A 16,750-nucleotide genomic window follows, 5' to 3' on the forward strand; every position below is an offset into this window, starting at 1 on the left:
CTCTGCCGGTCGGGCTAGGTGCCGCTCCAGCGCGGCGCGCGCTTTTCGAGAAAGGCCGTGACGCCTTCGCGGAAGTCGTCGCTGCCGTAGCACGCGCGGATCAGATCGCTGCCGGCGGGCAGCGCGCGCGCGGCGCGCAGGCGGCGAAAGCCCTCCTTCGTCGCGCGCAGCGTCAGCGGCGCGAGCGCAAGCATCCCGCGCGCGATCTCGTGCGCGCGCGGGAGCAGCGCGTCGACGTCGAGAACGACCTCGTTCAACAGACCGGCGTGCAAGGCCGCCTGCGCGTCGAGCAGCCGCGCGCTGAACAAGAGCGCCTTGGCCGCCGGAACGCCGACCAGGTCGGCGACTCGGGCCAGGTTGGCGATCGACAGACAGTTGCCCAGCGTGCGCGCGATCGGGACGCCGATGCGTACCGCCGGCTCGCCGATGCGCAGGTCGCAGGTCGAGGCGATCGCGACGCCGCCGCCCGTGCAGGCGCCGGCGATCGCCGCGATGACCGGGACGCGGATCGCTTCCAGCGCCTCCATGACGGCGTCCATGCGCCGTTCGTACGCGGCGCCGTCGTCGGCGGTGAAGCCGCGGAACTCGGTGATCGCGGTCCCGCTGACGAACGCCGCGCCGCCCGCCCCGGTGATGACGACGACCCGCACGCTCGGATCGGCGTCGAGTGCGCGCGCGTGGTCGCGCAGCGCGTCCCACATCGCGAACGTCATCGCGTTGCGCGCGGCCAGGTTGTCGATGGTGACGGTCGCGATCCCCTCGCCGTCGTGCTCGACCCGAATCACGCCTGCACCGTCACGCCGGCGGCGGCCAGCGCGTCCAGCTCACCGTCCGCGAAGCCCAGCTCGCGCAAGACCGCCAGCGAGTCCGCTCCCAAGAGCGGTCCCGCACGCTCGATCCGCGGCGGCGTTTCGCTCAGACGCAGCGGCGAGCCGATCTGCCGCACCGCGCCGAGCGTCGGATGCGGCGCGTCGCTGAAGAACCCGCGTTGCTGCAGGTGTGGATCGGTGAACACGCGGTCGTAGCTCCAGATCGGTCCGCACGGGATCCCGGCCTGCGTCAGCGCCGCGATCCAGTCCTCGACCGGCCGCGTCACGGTCACCGCTTCGAGCGCGGCGATCAGCGCGTCGCGATGCGCCACCCGCTGCTGGTTGTCGGCGAAGCGCGCGTCGTCGGCGAGCGCGGGCACCCCGAAGACCTCGCACACGCGCAACCAGTGCGCCTGCGTGTTGGCGCCGAAGGTGAAGAACCCGTCGGCGGCCCGCACGGCTTGGTACGGCGCGATCGACTGATGCGCCGAGCCCGTCGGCTGCGGGACCTCGCCGGTCGCGAACCAGCGTCCGGCCTCCCAGACCGCGAACGAGACGGCCGACTCGAGCAGCGAGACGTCGATCGACTGTCCGCGGCCGTCGCGCTCGCGCGCGCGCAGCGCCGCCAGGACGGCGATCGTCGCGTACAAGCCGCAGGTCAGGTCCGCGATCGGAACGCCGACCTTGACCGGGGGCCGACCGGGTTCGCCGGTGATGCTCATGAGACCGGACATTCCCTGCGCGATGATGTCGAGCCCCGGTCGATCCGCGTACGGACCGTCGGCGCCGAAGCCCGAGGCAGCGCAGTAGATCAAGCCGGGATTGCCGGCTCGCAGCACCGGCTCGTCGAGCCCCAGATCGCGCATCGTGCCGGGCCGCAGGTTCTCGATCACGACGTCGGCGCGCGCCGCGAGCCGGCGGAACACGTCCTTGCCGGCCTGCGCCTTCAAGTCGAGCGCGAGGCTGCGCTTGTTGCGGTTGAGCCGCACGAAGTTCGAGCTCTCGCCCGCGACGAACGGGCCGGTCGCGCGCGTCAGGTCGCCGCCGTGCGGGTTCTCGACCTTCACCACATCTGCACCGAGATCGGCCAGCTGCATCCCGCAAAACGGGACCGCCATGAAGTTGCCGACCTCGACCACCCGGAGGCCGTGCAGCGGGGGAAGGCTCGTCGTGGGCATGGCGGAGGAGATTTCTTCGGCGAGACGCTACTCCTTGGTGCACATTATACCGAGCTCATCGGGGAGGCCAGAGATGCAAGGCAAGACCACGCGCGGTGCATTCATCACGTCGTCGGCGGCGGCGTTCGCCTCGATCGCCGTCGTGCGCAGCCCCGCGCGCGCGGCGCAATGGACGTACAAGGCGGGCACGAATCAGCCGGTCGACCATCCGCTCAGCGTCGCGATGAAGAACCTGTGGGACACGGTGCGCGCGGAGACCGGCGGCAAGCTCGACGTCCAGACCTTCCCCAACAACCAGCTGGGCGGCGATACCGCGATGCTGCAGCAGATGCGCTCGGGCGCGCTGCAGTTCATGACGCTCGACGGCGCGATCCTGGCCTCCGTCGTGCCGGTCGCCGCGATCCAGGGCGTCGGCTTCGCGTTCAAGGACTCGGCTCAAGCCTTCCAGGCCTTCGACGGCAAGCTGGGCGCGTACATCCGCAACGACATCGCGAGCAAAGGGCTCTTCGCGTTCGACCTGATCTGGGAGAACGGGATGCGGAACATCACCTCCTCCACGCATCCGGTCAAGAACGCCGCCGACCTGTCGGGCTTCAAGATTCGCACGCCCGAAGGCCGCCTGTATCTGGATCTGTTCAAATCACTGGGCGCGGCGCCGACGCCGATCAACTTCAGCGAGCTCTACACCTCGCTGCAGACGCACGTCGTCGACGGACAGGAGAACCCACTGCTCAACATCGAGTTCGCGCGCTTCTACGAGGTGCAGAAGTACCTGAGCATGTCGGCGCACATGTGGAGCGGCTATTGGCTGATGGGCAACGCCGACGTCTGGAAGGGCCTGCCGCCCGACGTACAGGCGATCGTGAGCAAGAACGCGCGCCTGGCCGCGCAAAAGCAGCGCACGGCCGTCGTCAACTACAACAACAGCTTGGCCGGCAAGCTCCGCTCGCAGGGGATGGCGATCAACGAGGTCGACCGGGAAGGCTTGCGCGCCAAGCTGGGCGCGTTCTACGGCCGCTGGAAGGACGAGTTCGGGCCGACGGCGTGGGGACTGCTCGAGGAGTACAGCGGCAAGCTCGGCTGACGCCGCCGGCGATCAGGGCGTCGTCGCCGCGCTGCGCGCGACGACGCCGTCCGCCTCGAGCCAGCGATCGAGGTGGGCCACGTACGCCGGACCGAACGTGTCGAGCAGACAGCCGCGATAGGTCTGGTAGCGCGCCGGCTCGCCGGCCGCGAGGTCTTCCAGCACGCGGCGGTGCACGGCCATGTAGCCCTCGCGCAAACGCAGTCCGCCGTGGATCAGCTCGAGCAAGATCTCGCTGACCGAGCGGTCGCGATGCACGAGCAGCCGCGACTCGAGCCATGCGTCGAGCTCGGCGGGCAACCGCGTCGAGCGGGTCGGTCCCATCTTGCCGCGCCGCGGACGGTGGTCGGGATCGGTGCGATCGTGCGGATGACGATGCGTCGTCCCGTCCGCGTGCGTGTGCACGTGCTCGGCGATGGGTTCCATCGCGCACGCTTGCCGATGCGCGCGAGCGTGCCCTGCCGCCAAACGCAGCACCGCCCTCGGACGCTCAGGGAGGGCGTACGAGGGCGGTCCGGTGGTGCGGTTCCCCGCGGCCGTCGGCAGGTCCTCCGTTATGTCCGACGAGATATAACGACGGATCCGCGGCGGGCCCGCCGCACGGCGTGCTCGAGCGCCGCGACGTGGGGCTGCCCGTCCTCGCGCAGGAGCGCTTCGAGGGCGCGATACTCGCGCACCACCAGCTTGCCCAGCGCGGTCACCTGCGCGCCGCCGCCCTGCGCGCCGCCCGGCCGAGCGCGCACGAGCGGCGTGCGGAAGAGCGCGTTGAGCTCCTCGACCAGGGTCCAGGCACGCCGGTAGGACATCTTGAGCGCGCGACCGGCGGCCGAGATCGAGCCCGACTCGGCGATCGCCTCGAGCAGCGCGATCTTCCCCGGCCCCACGGCGGCGGCTTCCCCGAAGACGACGCGGATCGTCAGCCGTGCCACGAGGCGCTACGGAGCGGCGAAGCCGCGGTCGTGCAAGAAGCGCTGTCCCTCGGGAGCGAGGACGAACGCGACGAACGCCTTCGCGCCGGACGGGTTCGGCGCGGCCTTGAGGGCCGCGATCGGATAGACCGCGTCGGGCGAAGCGCCCGGCGGATACGGGATCATCGTCACCTGCGGCGCCAGCGCGGGCGTCACGTCGGTCAGGTAGACGATGCCGACGTCGCCTTCGCCCAGCGCGATCTTGGTCGCGACGGCCTTGACGTCGATCTCCTCGGAGACGACGTTCTTGGCGACGGCGGCGGCGAAGTCGGCCGGATAGCCCGGCTTGCCGGCGACGGTGGTGAACGAGGTGCGCGCGTAGCTGCCGACCGGGACCGTCGGCGCGGCCAACACGACTTTGACGCCGGGGTGCGCCAAATCGGCCAGGCCGGTGATGTGGGCCGGATTCGCCTTGGGGACGATCAGCACGAGCCGGTTGCGCACGAAGGTGCGCGCCGGCGCGGCCAGGAGTCCCGCGGCGGCCACGGCCGCCATCTGTTTCTCGTTGGCGGAGGCGAAGACGTCGGCCGGCGCGCCTTGACGAATCTGCGTCGCGAGCGTGTCGGAGCCGCCGTACGAGAACGTCACGCTCACGCCGGTGGCTTTGGTGAAGGCGGGCGCCGCGGCGTCGAATGCTTCTTTCAGCGACGCGGCGGCGAAGACGGTGATCGAGCCGGGCGCGGCGGTCGCCGGCGCGCCGAGCGTCACGATCGCCGCGAGCGCGGCGACGAGTGCGGAGGATCTCTTCATGGCGCGCCGCCTTCGACGCCCCCACGCGATATCCGCCGGAACATAACGCATGCCGCGCGCGCGGTGGCCCTTCCAGCGGGAGCGTTTGCGCCGGGTGCCGTACGCCAGGGCCGATGAACGAGCGTCCCGACGAGCCCGCCGCCCGCGCTTTCGTGCTGGGCGGCAACGCGAGTACGCTCGCCTTCACCGCGAGCCTGGTGGCGGAAAACCGTCAGGTGACGGCATGGCTGGTGCCGCTGGCATGGACGCCGATCGGCGTCGTGCTCGGCGAGGCATGGCAGCGCGTCGGGATCGCGGCCGACAACCTGGCCGCGTGGACCGATCAGACCTTCGAGCCGTCGGACGAGCGCTCGTTCGTTTCGTCGCTGCGCGAGCTCGAGCTGTTGGCGCGCGTCGGTTGGCAGGCCGCCGTGCCGGAAACCTTGAGCGACGAGACGGTCGTCAACGCCGACGACGTCCCGGAAGACATCCTCGACGCGCTCGGCCGGCCGGCCGAGGCGCTCGCGCAGTGCGCGATCTGCCGTCGCACCTGCGTGCGCGACGACTTCGTGTGGAACGAGCGGCGCTTGTGCGCGTGGGACTATCACGCCAGCGTGTTCGGGAAGCGCGGACCGTGGCGCGAGGAACCGTACGAGGAGCGTTTGTTCGAAACGCTGCCGCGCGCAGCGTACGTCGCCGGCCCGCTGCTCGAGGAGGTCGGCGTCGACGCGGTGCTCGCGATCGACGGCGTCGACGACGAGCTGGCGCACCGCTTGATCAACGAGGTCATCGCCGCCGGTGCCGGCGGCGGCGCGTATCTGGCGGTGCGCACGGGCGCCACCGGCTACACGCTCTTGCGCGAGCGGCCCGCGGCCGCGGCGAGCGAGGAGGCTTGACCGACCGGGCGATCGCGCGGCTGGGCGTCCTATTCCTCGCCCTGTTCGCGCTGCTCGCACTCCGGCAGGTATGGCTGCAGGTCGTCAGCGGCCCGCAGCTGGCCGAGAGCCGCTACAATCCGCGCACGACGGCGATCGCGGTCGGGCGCGGCTCGATCCTGGCCTCGGACGGGACCCCGCTGGCCGTCAGTCACGGCAACCGGCGCACCTATCCGCTCGGCGCGCTGGTCGCGCAAGCGGTCGGCTACGCCTCGCCGCGCTACGGCACGACCGGGATCGAGGGCGCGTTCGACGCCGACCTGACCGCGCACCGCAAGTCCGACGACCCGATCGATCAGCTGCGCGAGATGTTCAGCGGTCGCGGCGGCACACCGCGCGGCGCGGACGTCGTCACGACGCTCGATCTGCCCACGCAGCGCGCGCTGGTCGCCGGCCTGGCGCGCTTCCACCGCGCCGCCGGGATCGTGCTCGATCCGCGCACCGGCGCGGTGCTGGCGCTGGCGTCGATCCCCTCCTACGACCCCAACCGGCTCGACGCGCGCTGGAAGAGTCTGGTCGACGATCCGGCGGCGCCGCTGCTGGACCGCTCGACCAACGGTCTGTATCCGCCCGGCTCGACCTTCAAGATCTTCACCGCCGCCAGCGCGCTGCAGAACGGCGTCGTGACGCCGCAGTCGACCTTCGAGGATCCGGGCTACTTCACGATCGGCAACGCGACGATCCACGACGACGAGGAAGAGCGCACCGGCACGCAAGACCTGGCCGGCGCGTTCGCCCTCTCCTCGAACGTCGACTTCGCGCAGATCGCGCTCAAGATCGGCGTCGACAACTGGCTGGCCGACGCCGCCAAGTGGGGGCTGGGCAAGAGCGTCGAGTTCGACCTGCCGGTCGTGCGCGACCGCATCCCCACCCGCGCCGAGCTGCAGCCCGGCGTGCTGGCGCAGCTCGGCTTCGGCCAAGCCTCCCTGCTCGTCACGCCGATGCGCATGGCGCTGATCGGCGCCACCATCGCCAACGGCGGCACGACGCCGCGGCCGTACATCGTGCGCCGCATCGCCGGCGCCGAGACCTCGCTGGCGGTGCAGCCGGCGCCGCTGGCCACGCCGATCGACACCGACGTCGCGAACGAGGTCCGCGATCTGATGATCCAGGTCGTCAAGCGCGGGACCGGCACGGCCGCGCAGCTGCCGAACGTGGTCGTCGCCGGCAAGACCGGCACCGCGACCAACCCGCACGGCGCCTCTCACGCTTGGTTCGTGGCCTTCGCGCCGGCCGGCCACCCGCGCGTCGCGGTCGCGGTCGTGATCGAGAACGTGGGGTACGGTGGAACCTACGCGGCGCCGGTCGCGCGCGACGTCCTGCGGGTCGCGCTGAGCCGGTCGCGAAGCTAGCAGCCACCTCCCCGTGCAACAAGAACAGCTTCTGAACAACCGCTATCGCGTCGACGGGCTCCTCGGCAACGGGGGGATGGCCATCGTGTACGTCGGGACGGATACGCTGCTGCGGCGGCGCGTCGCGATCAAGGTGCTGCGCGACCAATACGCCTCCGACGACGACTTCGTCAAGCGCTTCTCGTACGAGGCGCAAGCCGCGGCCAAGCTCTCGCACCCGAACATCGTCAACATCTACGACTTCGGGCAGGAGAACAACGCCTACTACATCGTGATGGAGCTGGTCGACGGCGTGACGCTGGCCGACCTGTTGCGCGACGAGCACGTCCTGCCCGAACCGGTCGCGATCGACTACGCGATCCAGGTCGCGAGCGGCCTGGCCTATGCGCACCGCCAGGGCCTGCTGCATCGCGACGTCAAGCCGGCCAACATCCTGGTCACCACCGACGACGTCGTCAAGCTGAGCGACTTCGGCATCGCGCGCGCCGTCTCGGAGCACACGATGGGCGTCACGCAGCCCGGCATGGTGATGGGCAGCGTCGCGTACCTTTCGCCCGAGCAGGCGCAGAACCACGAGCTCGACGAGCGCAGCGACCTCTACGCGCTGGGCGTCGTGATCTACCAGATGCTGACCGGAACGCTGCCGTTCACCGGCGACACGCCGGTCGCGGTCGCCCTCAAGCACGTGGCCGAACCCGCGCCGCCGATCGATCCGCGCGCGACCGGCGTCAGCCCGGCGCTGACGGCGATCGTCGCACGGCTGCTGCGCAAGCGCCCCGACGAGCGTTTCTCGTCGGCGACCGAGCTGGCCAGCGCGCTGCGTGAGGCGCGCGAGCGCCCGCAGGGCGGCGGCGAGTTCGTCATGCCGGAAGCACCGCTCGGCCGGCCGCCCAAGCCGCCGCCGCCGCGCGCCTCGCAATCGCCCGACCGCTCCGCGACGCCGGCGCACGGCATCGAGGTCGTCGAGACGCAGGGGTTCGACCGCCGCTGGGTCGTCATGCCGATCCTGTTGCTGCTGACGATCGCGCTCGGGTTCTTCATCGCGCGCGGCGGCATGTTCGGCCCGGTCCCGAACATCGCCGTGCCGGACCTGACCGGCCAGGAGTCCAACGCGGCGCGCGAGGCACTCTTCCACCTCGGCTTGCAGTCGACGATCACCGATGCCGACAGCGAGACGGTTCCGCCCGACCACGTGATCAGCCAGACGCCGGCGGCGGGCGAGAAGCTGGCGCACGACGGCAAGGTCAATCTGGTCGTCTCCGACGGGTTGCCGAAGGTCGGCATCCCCGACGTCAAGGGCTTCGCGGTCGCCGATGCCCAGCGCAGCCTGCAGAACGCGAAGCTGCGTTCGAGCATCAAGAGCGTCTACGATTCGACCGTCCCGGCCGGCCAAGTCGTCAGCCTCGACCCCGACGTCGGCTCCCAGGTCCGCGAGGATCAGGTCGTCACCCTGACCGTCTCCAAAGGCGTGCAGCCGATCGACGTGCCGAGCGTGGTCAGCCTGTCGCTCGACGACGCGCGCAAACGGCTGGGCGCGAAGGGCCTGAGCCTGACCGTCGGCCAGCAGACCGCCAGCGACGCCGTCCCGGCCAACGTCATCGCCTCGCAAGAGCCGCCGCCCGGCGCGCAGGTCCCGCCCCGTTCGTCGATCACCGTCGTCGTCAGCACCGGGCCGACCGCCGTCGCCGTCCCCGACGTCGTCGGCCAGGATCCCGACGCGGCGCAGACGGCGCTGCGCAACGCCGGGTTCTCGCCGCAGCTGGCCTACAACGTCGACGCCACCGACGCCGACGGCAAGATCGCGATGCAGAGCCCGGACGGCGGGACGCAGGCCAAGCGCGGCTCGGCGGTGACGATCTACGTCAACGTACCCGGCAGCGTCCCCGACGTGACCGGGATGCCGCTGGCCGACGCGGAGCGCGCGCTGCGCGCGCAAGGCTACCAGATCGGCAACATCGCCTACACCACCGACGGCACCGGCCAGCCCGGCCAAGTCGTGCGGACCGAGCCCGAGGCCAACAGCTCGCTGCGCCCCGGTGAGTCGGTGAACCTGACCGTGTTCCAAGCCGCGACGCCCGGCGCTCCCGGGCAGCAGCCGCAGCAGCAGCAAAACCAGGACCAGCAGCAGCCGCGATGAGCGGCCGGGTGATCCTGGGGATCGATCCGGGACTGCGTACCACCGGCTACGGCGCGATCGAGGCCGGGCCGGCCGGCCTGCGGCTGGTCGAGGGCGGGGTCGTCCAGCCCGACCCGGGGCTGCCCCTCGAGCAACGGCTGCTGCAGCTGCACGACGGGATCGTCGAGGTGCTGCGCGCCGTCCGGCCGGCCTGCGTGGTGATCGAAGAGCTGTGGACCGACTACGCCCACCCGCAGACGGCCGTGCTGATGGGACACGCGCGCGGGGTGATCGCGCTGGCGGCCGGCGCGCACGGGGTCGCCGTCCACGCGTTGGCCCACGCCATGGTGAAGCGCGCCCTCGCCGGCAGCGGCGCCGCCCGCAAGTCCCAAGTCAGCGGCATGGTCGTCCAGCTGCTCGGCCTGACCGCGCCCCCGCGTCCCAACGACGTCTCGGACGCGTTGGCCTTGGCGATCGCGTTCGCGTTCCGGTTTGAAGGCGCTCCGCCCCAGGCTCCGCGCCCCCCACGCCTTCGGCGCGGGCCCCCCGCGCTACGGGGCGCTTGACGAATTGCGGCGAAGCGCAATTCCCCGAGGGCGCCCCCCAACACCATGTTCTCTAGAATAACCGGCACCGTTCTCGAACAGACGGGCGAGCTCGTGCGCATCGACGTCGGCGGCCTGGTCTACGACGTTACCGTGCCGCCCAGCGTCGCCGCCAAGGTGCCCGCGAGCGGTGAGACGACGCTCGAGATCTTCCCACACTTCGCGCTCGACGGCAACGCCGGCCGGTTCACGTTCTTCGGCTTCAGCAACGGGATCGAGCGCGAGTTCTTCGAGGCGCTGCTCTCGGTCGCGTCGATCGGACCGAAGTCGGCGGCGCGCGCGTTCTCCGCGCCGATGGCGCGCATCGCGCGCGCGATCGACGAAGGCGACCACGTCTTCCTCAAGACGCTGCCGGGGATCGGGCAGCAGAAGGCGCGCGACATCGTCGCCAAGCTGCAGGGCAAGGTCGCGCGCTTCTTGCTGATCCAAGACGCGCCCGCACGTGCCGTCCCCGACGCGCCGCCGATGCCGGAGTTCGCGGGCGAAGCGCTGGCGGTGTTGCTGCAGCTGGCCTACAAGCGCGCCGAGGCCGAGGCGATGATCGCGCAGACGCTCGAGCGCGCGCCGCAGATCGCCGACGCCGAGACGCTGCTGGCCGAGATCTACCGCCAACGCCACGCCGCCGGAATCACCGCATGAGCGGCAGGCAGGGTGGTGTTGCGCGCGCCCTCGGGGAATGTCCCCCGGTGACATTCGTGAGCGCGCGCTCCGGCTGGGGGACCCACGCGTAGCGTGGGGGGCGCGGAGCCTGGGGCGGAGCGCCCTGTGCGCAGAAAGGTCGTCGGGCCTACAGACGCAACGCCGGCATCATTCGAAAACCAAGAAGAAGACGTCGCCGAACGTGTAGTCGGTGCCGACGCGAGCCTCGAAGACGAGGTCTACGGCGCGACGCTGCGGCCGCGCACGTTCGAGGACTATGTCGGGCAGACGCAACTGGTCGAGAACCTGCGCATCGCGATCGACGCGGCGGCACGGCGCGGCGAACCGCTCGAGCACGTGCTGTTCTCCGGACCGCCGGGGCTGGGCAAGACGACGCTGGCGAACTTGATCGCGCGCGCGACCGGCGGCACGCTGCGCCCGACCTCGGGGCCCACCCTCGAGAAGCCGAAGGACCTGGTCGGCATCCTGACCGCGCTCGAGCCGGGCGACGTGCTGTTCATCGACGAGATCCATCGCCTCGGCACGGTCGTCGAAGAGTATCTCTACCCGGCCATGGAGGACTTCCAGATCGACTTCGTCGTCGATCGCGGCGCGTACGCGAAGACGTTGAAGCTGCCGCTCAAACGCTTCACCCTGGTCGGCGCGACGACGCGAGCCGGGATGCTCTCGGCGCCGCTGCGCGACCGCTTCGGGATCGTGCACCACCTGGCGTACTACGAGCCGGCCGAGCTGCAGGCGATCGTCGAGCGCAGCGCGCGCGTGCTCGGGATCGCGATCGAGCCCGCCGGCGCGCACACGATCGCCGCGCGCAGCCGCGGCACGCCGCGCATCGCGAACCGCCTGTTGCGCCGGGTGCGCGACTTCGCCGAGGTGCGCGCCGACGGCGTCGTCACCGCGGCCGTCGCCGACGAAGCGCTGCGCCGCGAAGGCGTCGACACGGCCGGTCTGGACCGCCTGGATCGGGCGTACTTGGAGACGATCGCGCAGCAGTACGGCGGCGGCCCGGTCGGGATCAACGCGATCGCCGCGACCCTGACCGAGGACCTCGAAACGCTCGAGGACGTCGTCGAGCCGTACCTGCTCAAGATCGGCTTCGTGCAGCGTACCGCCAGCGGCCGCAAGACGACGCCGGCGGCGCTGGCGCACCTGGGGATCGCGCCGCGCGGCGGCAGCCAGCCGCGGCTGCTGTGATCGATCGGCTGGGCTTCCTGCAGCTGCTGGGCGCCGGGGTCGTCGCGACCGGCGGCCTGGACGTGTGGGAGCCCGACGGCACGCAGATCCGGGTGCTGGTCGCGAGCGATCTGCGCGGCGAGCAGCCCACGCTCTACCCGGACGGGACCTTCGCCTTCGGGGGCCGGCGTTGGCGTGGCGCGCCCTCGACCGTCCCGGTGAATGGAGACCGGCTGGGTCTGGTGACCGCGCTGGACGTCGACCAGTACCTGCTCGGGGTCGTCCCGCTCGAGCTCTCGCCGAGCTGGCCGGCGGCGGCGCTCCAGGCGCAGGCGATCGTGGCCCGGACCTACGCGCTCGCGCACCGGACGCTCTCCCGGCCGTGGGACGTCACCGCCGACGAGGGCGACCAGCGTTGGGGTGGCGTCGACGCGGAAGCGCCGGCCGCCACCGCCGCCGTGCAGGCGACCACCGGACAGGTGCTGGGCTACGCGGGCGGCCCGGCCGCGATCTTCTATTCGGCCTGCTGCGGCGGCCATACCGCCGACGTCGCCGCGATCTGGGGCCACAGCGCGATCCCGTACCTGCGCGGCGTCGCCGACCCGTACTGCGTTCCGGCACCCGACTATCGCTGGAGCCGGACCGCGCCGGTCGAGCGCGTCTTGGCGAGCGTGGGCGATCGCATCGGCGGCAGCCTGGTCGGGGCGGCGCTGGGCGCGCCCGACGACACCGGCCGGCCGACCAGCGTGACGCTCGAAGGCGCGCGCGACGCGACGCTCTCGATCGAAGAGTTCCGCCGCGCGGTCGGCGGCGATGTCGTGCGCAGCAGTTGGGTGCGCACCGTTCGCGTCGACGGTACGCAGGCGGGGGCGCGCCTGGTCATCGAAGGGTCCGGCCGTGGACATGGTGTCGGCCTCTGCCAGTGGGGAGCGCGATATTGCGCCGCCGCGGGCGCGTCGGCGGCACAGATCTTGGCGTTCTATTTTCCGGGTACGTCGGTGAACGGTGCCTGAGGAAAAACGATCCGACGGAAGCGTCCGCCTACGCAAGTTCATCGACGTCGTCGTCGAGGACAAGCTCTCGTTCACGCTGTTCCGCGGTGCCATCGCCGACCTGAGCGTGACCGGGATGCGGCTGATCTCGGACCAGTACTTGCCCAAGGGGACGCGCTACACGTTTCAGATGAAGCGCGCGCCGATGCTCACCTTGCGCGGCGAGGTGCGCTGGATTCGCGCCTTCGAGCGCGACACGTTCCAGTGCGGCATCCAGTTCGTCGACGTCGACGACGAGGACCGCAAGCGCCTGCAGTCGTTTCTCGACATCGAGCGCCAGCGCGTTCCGACCTCGTAGCCCGGTGGCGGCCGAGGACGGGCCGCGCGAGGTCGCCGCATACGACTACGCGCTGCCCGACGCGCTGATCGCGCGCCAGCCCGCCGACCGGCGTGAAGCGGCGCGGCTGCTGGTGCTGCGCGCCGACGGCAGCCTCGAGCACGCGACGTTCGCGGCGTTCCCCACGCTGCTGCGCGCGGGCGACGTGCTGGTGCTCAACGAGACGCGGGTCGTGCGCGCGCGCCTGCGCGGCGAGCGCGAGGGCGGGGGCGCCGTGGAGTTGCTGCTGCTGCGCCCGCACGCGCACGCCGCGTTCGATCCCTCGGCCCGCGAGTGGCTGGCGCTGGTCAAGCCGGGACGGCGGGTCCGGGCCGGCGTGCGGTTGCGGATCGGCGAAGCCGGCGCCCAGGTCGTCGCGGTATTGCCGGACGGCCCGCGGGTCGTCCGCTTCGACGAGGGGGTCGAGGTCGGGGCGCTGCTCGAGGCGCACGGCGAGGTCCCGCTGCCGCCGTACGTCGGCCCGGGCGACGCGGCGCGCGAGGCGCGCTACCAGACGGTGTTCGCGCGGGTGCCCGGCAGCGTCGCGGCGCCGACGGCGTCGCTGCACTTCACCCCCGAGATCCTCGCCGCGCTGCGCGCGCGCGGCGTGGTGCTCGCGCCGCTCGTCCTGGACGTCGGCATCGGGACGTTTCGGCCGATGAGCGGCGCCGGCATCGACGAGCACGTGATGCACGCCGAGCGCTACGCGATCCCGGCCGAGACGGCGCGCGCGGTCGCCGACGCGAAGCGCGAGGGACGCCGCGTGATCGCGGCGGGCACCACCGTTCTGCGCGCGTTGGAAGGCGCCGCCGTGGAGAGCGGTCTCCCGCCGGCCGGCGAGGGCGAGACGGCGCTGTTCGTCACGCCCGGCTTCCCGTTTCGCGTGGTTGACGTTTTGCTCACGAACTTCCATCTGCCGCGCTCGACGCTGCTGGTCTTGGTGGCGGCGTTCGGCGGCTACGCGCGCGTGCGGGCCGCATATCGGGCCGCGATCGCCGATCATTACCGCTTCTTTTCATTCGGGGACGCCATGCTGGTCGAACGCGACGGGGAAAACGCCTAGCCGCGCGGGAGTTCGCAAGCGGGATGACGGGCCCGCCACAGAACCCCAGCCTCTCGACCTTGCCCGCCACGCGCCGCCAACGCGTGACGGCCTTCGTCGTGCTGGCGCTGATCGGCACGGTCGTTCTGGCGCTGCTGCCGTGGGCGCGCCATCCGGTGCCGGCGGTGACGCCGTTCCTGCCGACCTTCGCGACCTTCGTCGCGCTGACCGATCTGCTGACCGCGATGCTGCTCTATCGCGACGCCGCGCACGCCCGCTCGATATCGTTGACCGTCCTGGCCAGCGGATATTTCTACAGCGCGCTGATCGTCATCGGCCACGCCGCGACGTTTCCCGGCGTCTACGCGCCGGGGGGGCTGTTCGGCGTCGGGCCGCAGGCCACCGTGTGGCTGTGGTCGGCATGGCACGCGGGGTTCGCCGCCTTCGCGATCGTCTTCGCGGCGCTCGAGCGCTCGTCGCCGCGCCTCGACGCGCGCGCGGCACAGCTGACGCGCATCGTCGCGCCGCTGGGCACGCTCGCGCTCGGCTTCGGCGTCGACGTGCTGGTCGTGCTGCGCAGCCACCGTCTCCCCGCGCTGCTCAGCGACAGCGGTCCGCACGCGATCGTGACCTGGCACGGCGGCTGGTTCTTGTTGGGCGCGTCGGCGGTGGCGATGATCGCGCAGGTGGCGCTGCCCGGAACGCGCACCGTCGCGCCGCTGTGGCTGTGCGTCTCGGCCGGGGCGATGGTACTCGACGTCGCGGTCTCGCTCGACGGCGGGGCGCGTGACAGCGTCGGCTGGTATCTCGCGCGCAGCATCTCGCTGGTGTCGGCCGGCGTCGTGCTCTCGGCGCTGTTGGCCGAGACGAGCCGGCTGCTGACGATCGTCACCGGTGCCGAGAGCCGGCTGCGCCGCATCGTCGACGGCGTCGGCGACGCGTTGCTCGGATTGGACGACCAGGGCCGCATCCTCGACGCCAACCCCGCCGCGATCGCGCTGCTGGGGCTGAGCGAGGACGAGCTCCGCTTGCGCTCCGCCAGCGAGGTTCTGGGCGCCAGCCTCGTCCCGCTCGAGCTGAGCGTGGGCGAGAACGTCGTCATCGCGCGCGACGTCACCGAACGGCGGCGCGCCGAGGCGGCGACGCTGGAGGCGATCGCGCGCGCGAACGAGGCGGCCGAGGTCAAGAGCCGGTTCCTGGCGACGATGAGCCATGAGATCCGCACCCCGATCAACGCCGTGGTGGGGATGTCGGAGCTCATGCTGCAGACGCCGCTGACCGACGACGCGCGCGACTACGCGCACACCGTGCGCGAGTCGGCCGAAGCGCTGCTGGGTGTCATCAACGAGATCCTCGACTACTCGAAGATCGAAGCGGGCGCGACCGAGCTGGAGACCATCGCGTTCTCGCCGTTGCTGGCCGTCGAGGGGGCGGCCGACATCCTCGCGACCACCGCTCGCAAGAAGCAGCTCGCGCTGGCCACCCACGTCGCGTCCGACGTCCCGGGCCAGGTGCTGGGCGACGCGCACCGGGTGCGCCAGATTTTGCTCAACCTGATCGGCAACGCGGTGAAGTTCACCGCCGCCGGCTACGTCACGGTGCAAGCGACGCTCGTGCGCGCCGGGGATCCGCGCCGCGCGCTGGTGCGCTTCGCGGTCACCGACACCGGCCCGGGCATCTCCGGCGACGCCGTCGAGAGCCTGTTCGAGCCGTTCCGGCAAGCCGACGCGGGGACGACGCGCCGCTTCGGTGGCACCGGCCTGGGTCTCTCGATCTCCAAGCGGCTCGTCGAGCTGATGGGCGGGGAGATCGGCGTCGAGAGCGTCCCGGGCGCCGGCGCGACCTTCTGGTTCACCGTCCCGTTCGAGCGCGCGCCCGACGAGCACCCACGCGACGCGGCGCCGGCGCTGCGCGGGGCGCGTATCCTGATCGTCGAGCCGGAAGACGCGACCCGCGTGGTCGCCGAGCGCTATTTGCAGGCATGGGGTGCGCACCCGCTGGGGGCGGCCGGGCTGGAACAGGCCATCGCGTTGGCGCGCGGCGCTCCTGATGGCGGCCACGACGTCGACGCGGTCCTGCTGGCCGCGCCGCCCGGCGCGGATCCCGCCGAGGCGCTCACCCGGTTGCGCCGAGAGAGCGGCAGTCACGCCCCGGTGGTGCTGGTGACCACCGGCGAGGAACCGGGGCGCACGGCGCGGGCGTTGGCCGCCGGGTACAGCGCGCACGTACGCAAACCGCTCAAACAGTCGATGCTGCACGACGCCCTGGCCGAGGTGCTGGCCGGTGTGGCGCCGGTCGCGGTGCCCCCGGCACGGGAAATGGCGGCGCCGGTCGAAGGGTTGGTCATCCTGGTCGCAGACGACAACGCTGTCAATCGCAAGCTCACCCTCCAACAGCTCAAGAAGCTCGGCTATCACGCCGACGCGGTCGAGGACGGCCGCGCGGCAGTCGACGCCGTTTTGCGCGGTCGGTACGACCTCGTCCTGATGGACTGCGAGATGCCCGAGCTCGACGGCTTGGCGGCCACGCGCGCCATTCGCGACGAGGAGCACCGGCGCGGTGGACACGTGCGGATCGTGGCGATGACGGCGAACGCGCTCGACGGCGATCGCGAGGCGTGTCTGGCCGCCGGGATGGACGATTATCTCGCCAAGCCCGTGCTCTTGGACGCCCTGCGCGGCGCCCTCGAGGGACAGCCGACGTAACGAATGCGACCCGTCACGACGCGGGGTCC

The 16,750-nt window shown here is 71.6% G+C and carries 16 protein-coding genes; 11 read left to right on the forward strand and 5 right to left on the reverse strand.

Translation table 11 applies throughout. The features are described from left to right. Positions 1-14: 14 nt before the first annotated feature. The gene (locus VMD91_05365; GenBank protein ID HTW83483.1) at positions 15-785 is read right to left on the reverse strand and encodes an enoyl-CoA hydratase; all 771 of its coding nucleotides are present in this window, start codon (positions 783-785) and stop codon (positions 15-17) included. Continuing rightward, positions 782-1,987: a CoA transferase gene (locus VMD91_05370; protein HTW83484.1), complete on the reverse strand. Its 1,206-nt coding sequence runs from the start codon at positions 1,985-1,987 to the stop codon at positions 782-784. The genes VMD91_05365 and VMD91_05370 overlap by 4 nt, the downstream gene beginning before the upstream one ends. A 73-nt stretch (positions 1,988-2,060) precedes the next feature. Between VMD91_05370 and VMD91_05375 the strand changes: the two genes are divergently transcribed. Beyond that, positions 2,061-3,071 carry a TRAP transporter substrate-binding protein gene (locus tag VMD91_05375; GenBank protein HTW83485.1) on the forward strand — a complete coding sequence of 337 codons (1,011 nt, stop codon included), beginning with the start codon at positions 2,061-2,063 and terminating at the stop codon, positions 3,069-3,071. Positions 3,072-3,083: 12 nt separating this feature from the next. Here VMD91_05375 and VMD91_05380 read toward each other — a convergent pair whose 3' ends face one another. The 3 genes from VMD91_05380 to modA all read right to left on the reverse strand — a co-directional run bounded on the left by VMD91_05380 (position 3,084) and on the right by modA (position 4,789). Further along, positions 3,084-3,497 (reverse strand): hypothetical protein, encoded by a 414-nt coding sequence (locus VMD91_05380; GenBank protein HTW83486.1) that lies wholly within the window; start codon positions 3,495-3,497, stop codon positions 3,084-3,086. Between the two features lie 128 nt (positions 3,498-3,625). Further along, complete coding sequence (locus VMD91_05385) at positions 3,626-4,000, reverse strand: LysR family transcriptional regulator (GenBank protein HTW83487.1); 375 nt, start codon at positions 3,998-4,000, stop codon at positions 3,626-3,628. A 6-nt stretch (positions 4,001-4,006) separates the two neighbouring features. Then, a complete protein-coding gene (gene modA, locus VMD91_05390; protein ID HTW83488.1) occupies positions 4,007-4,789 on the reverse strand; it encodes a molybdate ABC transporter substrate-binding protein in 783 nt (260 codons plus the stop codon). 113 nt (positions 4,790-4,902) lie between these two features. On the opposite strand from modA, the gene VMD91_05395 reads away from it, so the two are divergent. The 10 genes from VMD91_05395 (at position 4,903) to VMD91_05440 (ending at position 16,721) form a co-directional block, all read left to right on the forward strand. Further along, positions 4,903-5,664 (forward strand): hypothetical protein, encoded by a 762-nt coding sequence (locus tag VMD91_05395; GenBank protein ID HTW83489.1) that lies wholly within the window; start codon positions 4,903-4,905, stop codon positions 5,662-5,664. Then, positions 5,661-7,055 carry a penicillin-binding protein 2 gene (locus VMD91_05400; protein HTW83490.1) on the forward strand — a complete coding sequence of 465 codons (1,395 nt, stop codon included), beginning with the start codon at positions 5,661-5,663 and terminating at the stop codon, positions 7,053-7,055. Before VMD91_05395 ends, VMD91_05400 begins: the two co-directional genes overlap by 4 nt. Before the next feature lie 13 nt (positions 7,056-7,068). After that, on the forward strand, positions 7,069-9,192 hold the full coding sequence (gene pknB / locus VMD91_05405; protein HTW83491.1) for a Stk1 family PASTA domain-containing Ser/Thr kinase: 2,124 nt from the start codon (positions 7,069-7,071) through the stop codon (positions 9,190-9,192). Further along, a complete protein-coding gene (locus VMD91_05410) occupies positions 9,189-9,737 on the forward strand; it encodes a crossover junction endodeoxyribonuclease RuvC (GenBank protein HTW83492.1) in 549 nt (182 codons plus the stop codon). Before pknB ends, VMD91_05410 begins: the two co-directional genes overlap by 4 nt. Before the next feature lie 45 nt (positions 9,738-9,782). Beyond that, positions 9,783-10,415, forward strand: a complete 633-nt coding sequence (ruvA, locus tag VMD91_05415; GenBank protein ID HTW83493.1) for a Holliday junction branch migration protein RuvA — start codon at positions 9,783-9,785, stop codon at positions 10,413-10,415. A gap of 126 nt (positions 10,416-10,541) precedes the next feature. Beyond that, entirely contained in the window at positions 10,542-11,627 is a 1,086-nt protein-coding gene (ruvB, locus tag VMD91_05420; GenBank protein HTW83494.1) for a Holliday junction branch migration DNA helicase RuvB, read from the forward strand. After that, entirely contained in the window at positions 11,624-12,619 is a 996-nt protein-coding gene (locus VMD91_05425; GenBank protein ID HTW83495.1) for a SpoIID/LytB domain-containing protein, read from the forward strand. Before ruvB ends, VMD91_05425 begins: the two co-directional genes overlap by 4 nt. Continuing rightward, positions 12,612-12,956, forward strand: a complete 345-nt coding sequence (locus tag VMD91_05430; protein HTW83496.1) for a PilZ domain-containing protein — start codon at positions 12,612-12,614, stop codon at positions 12,954-12,956. The genes VMD91_05425 and VMD91_05430 overlap by 8 nt, the downstream gene beginning before the upstream one ends. Before the next feature lie 4 nt (positions 12,957-12,960). Beyond that, entirely contained in the window at positions 12,961-14,037 is a 1,077-nt protein-coding gene (queA, locus tag VMD91_05435) for a tRNA preQ1(34) S-adenosylmethionine ribosyltransferase-isomerase QueA (GenBank protein ID HTW83497.1), read from the forward strand. A 23-nt stretch (positions 14,038-14,060) separates the two neighbouring features. After that, positions 14,061-16,721, forward strand: coding sequence for a response regulator (locus tag VMD91_05440; GenBank protein HTW83498.1), 2,661 nt, complete (start codon positions 14,061-14,063; stop codon positions 16,719-16,721). Positions 16,722-16,750: the final 29 nt, after the last annotated feature.

It is taken from the genome of Candidatus Sulfotelmatobacter sp. (assembly GCA_035504415.1).
Classification (GTDB): Bacteria; Vulcanimicrobiota; Vulcanimicrobiia; order Vulcanimicrobiales; family Vulcanimicrobiaceae; genus Vulcanimicrobium.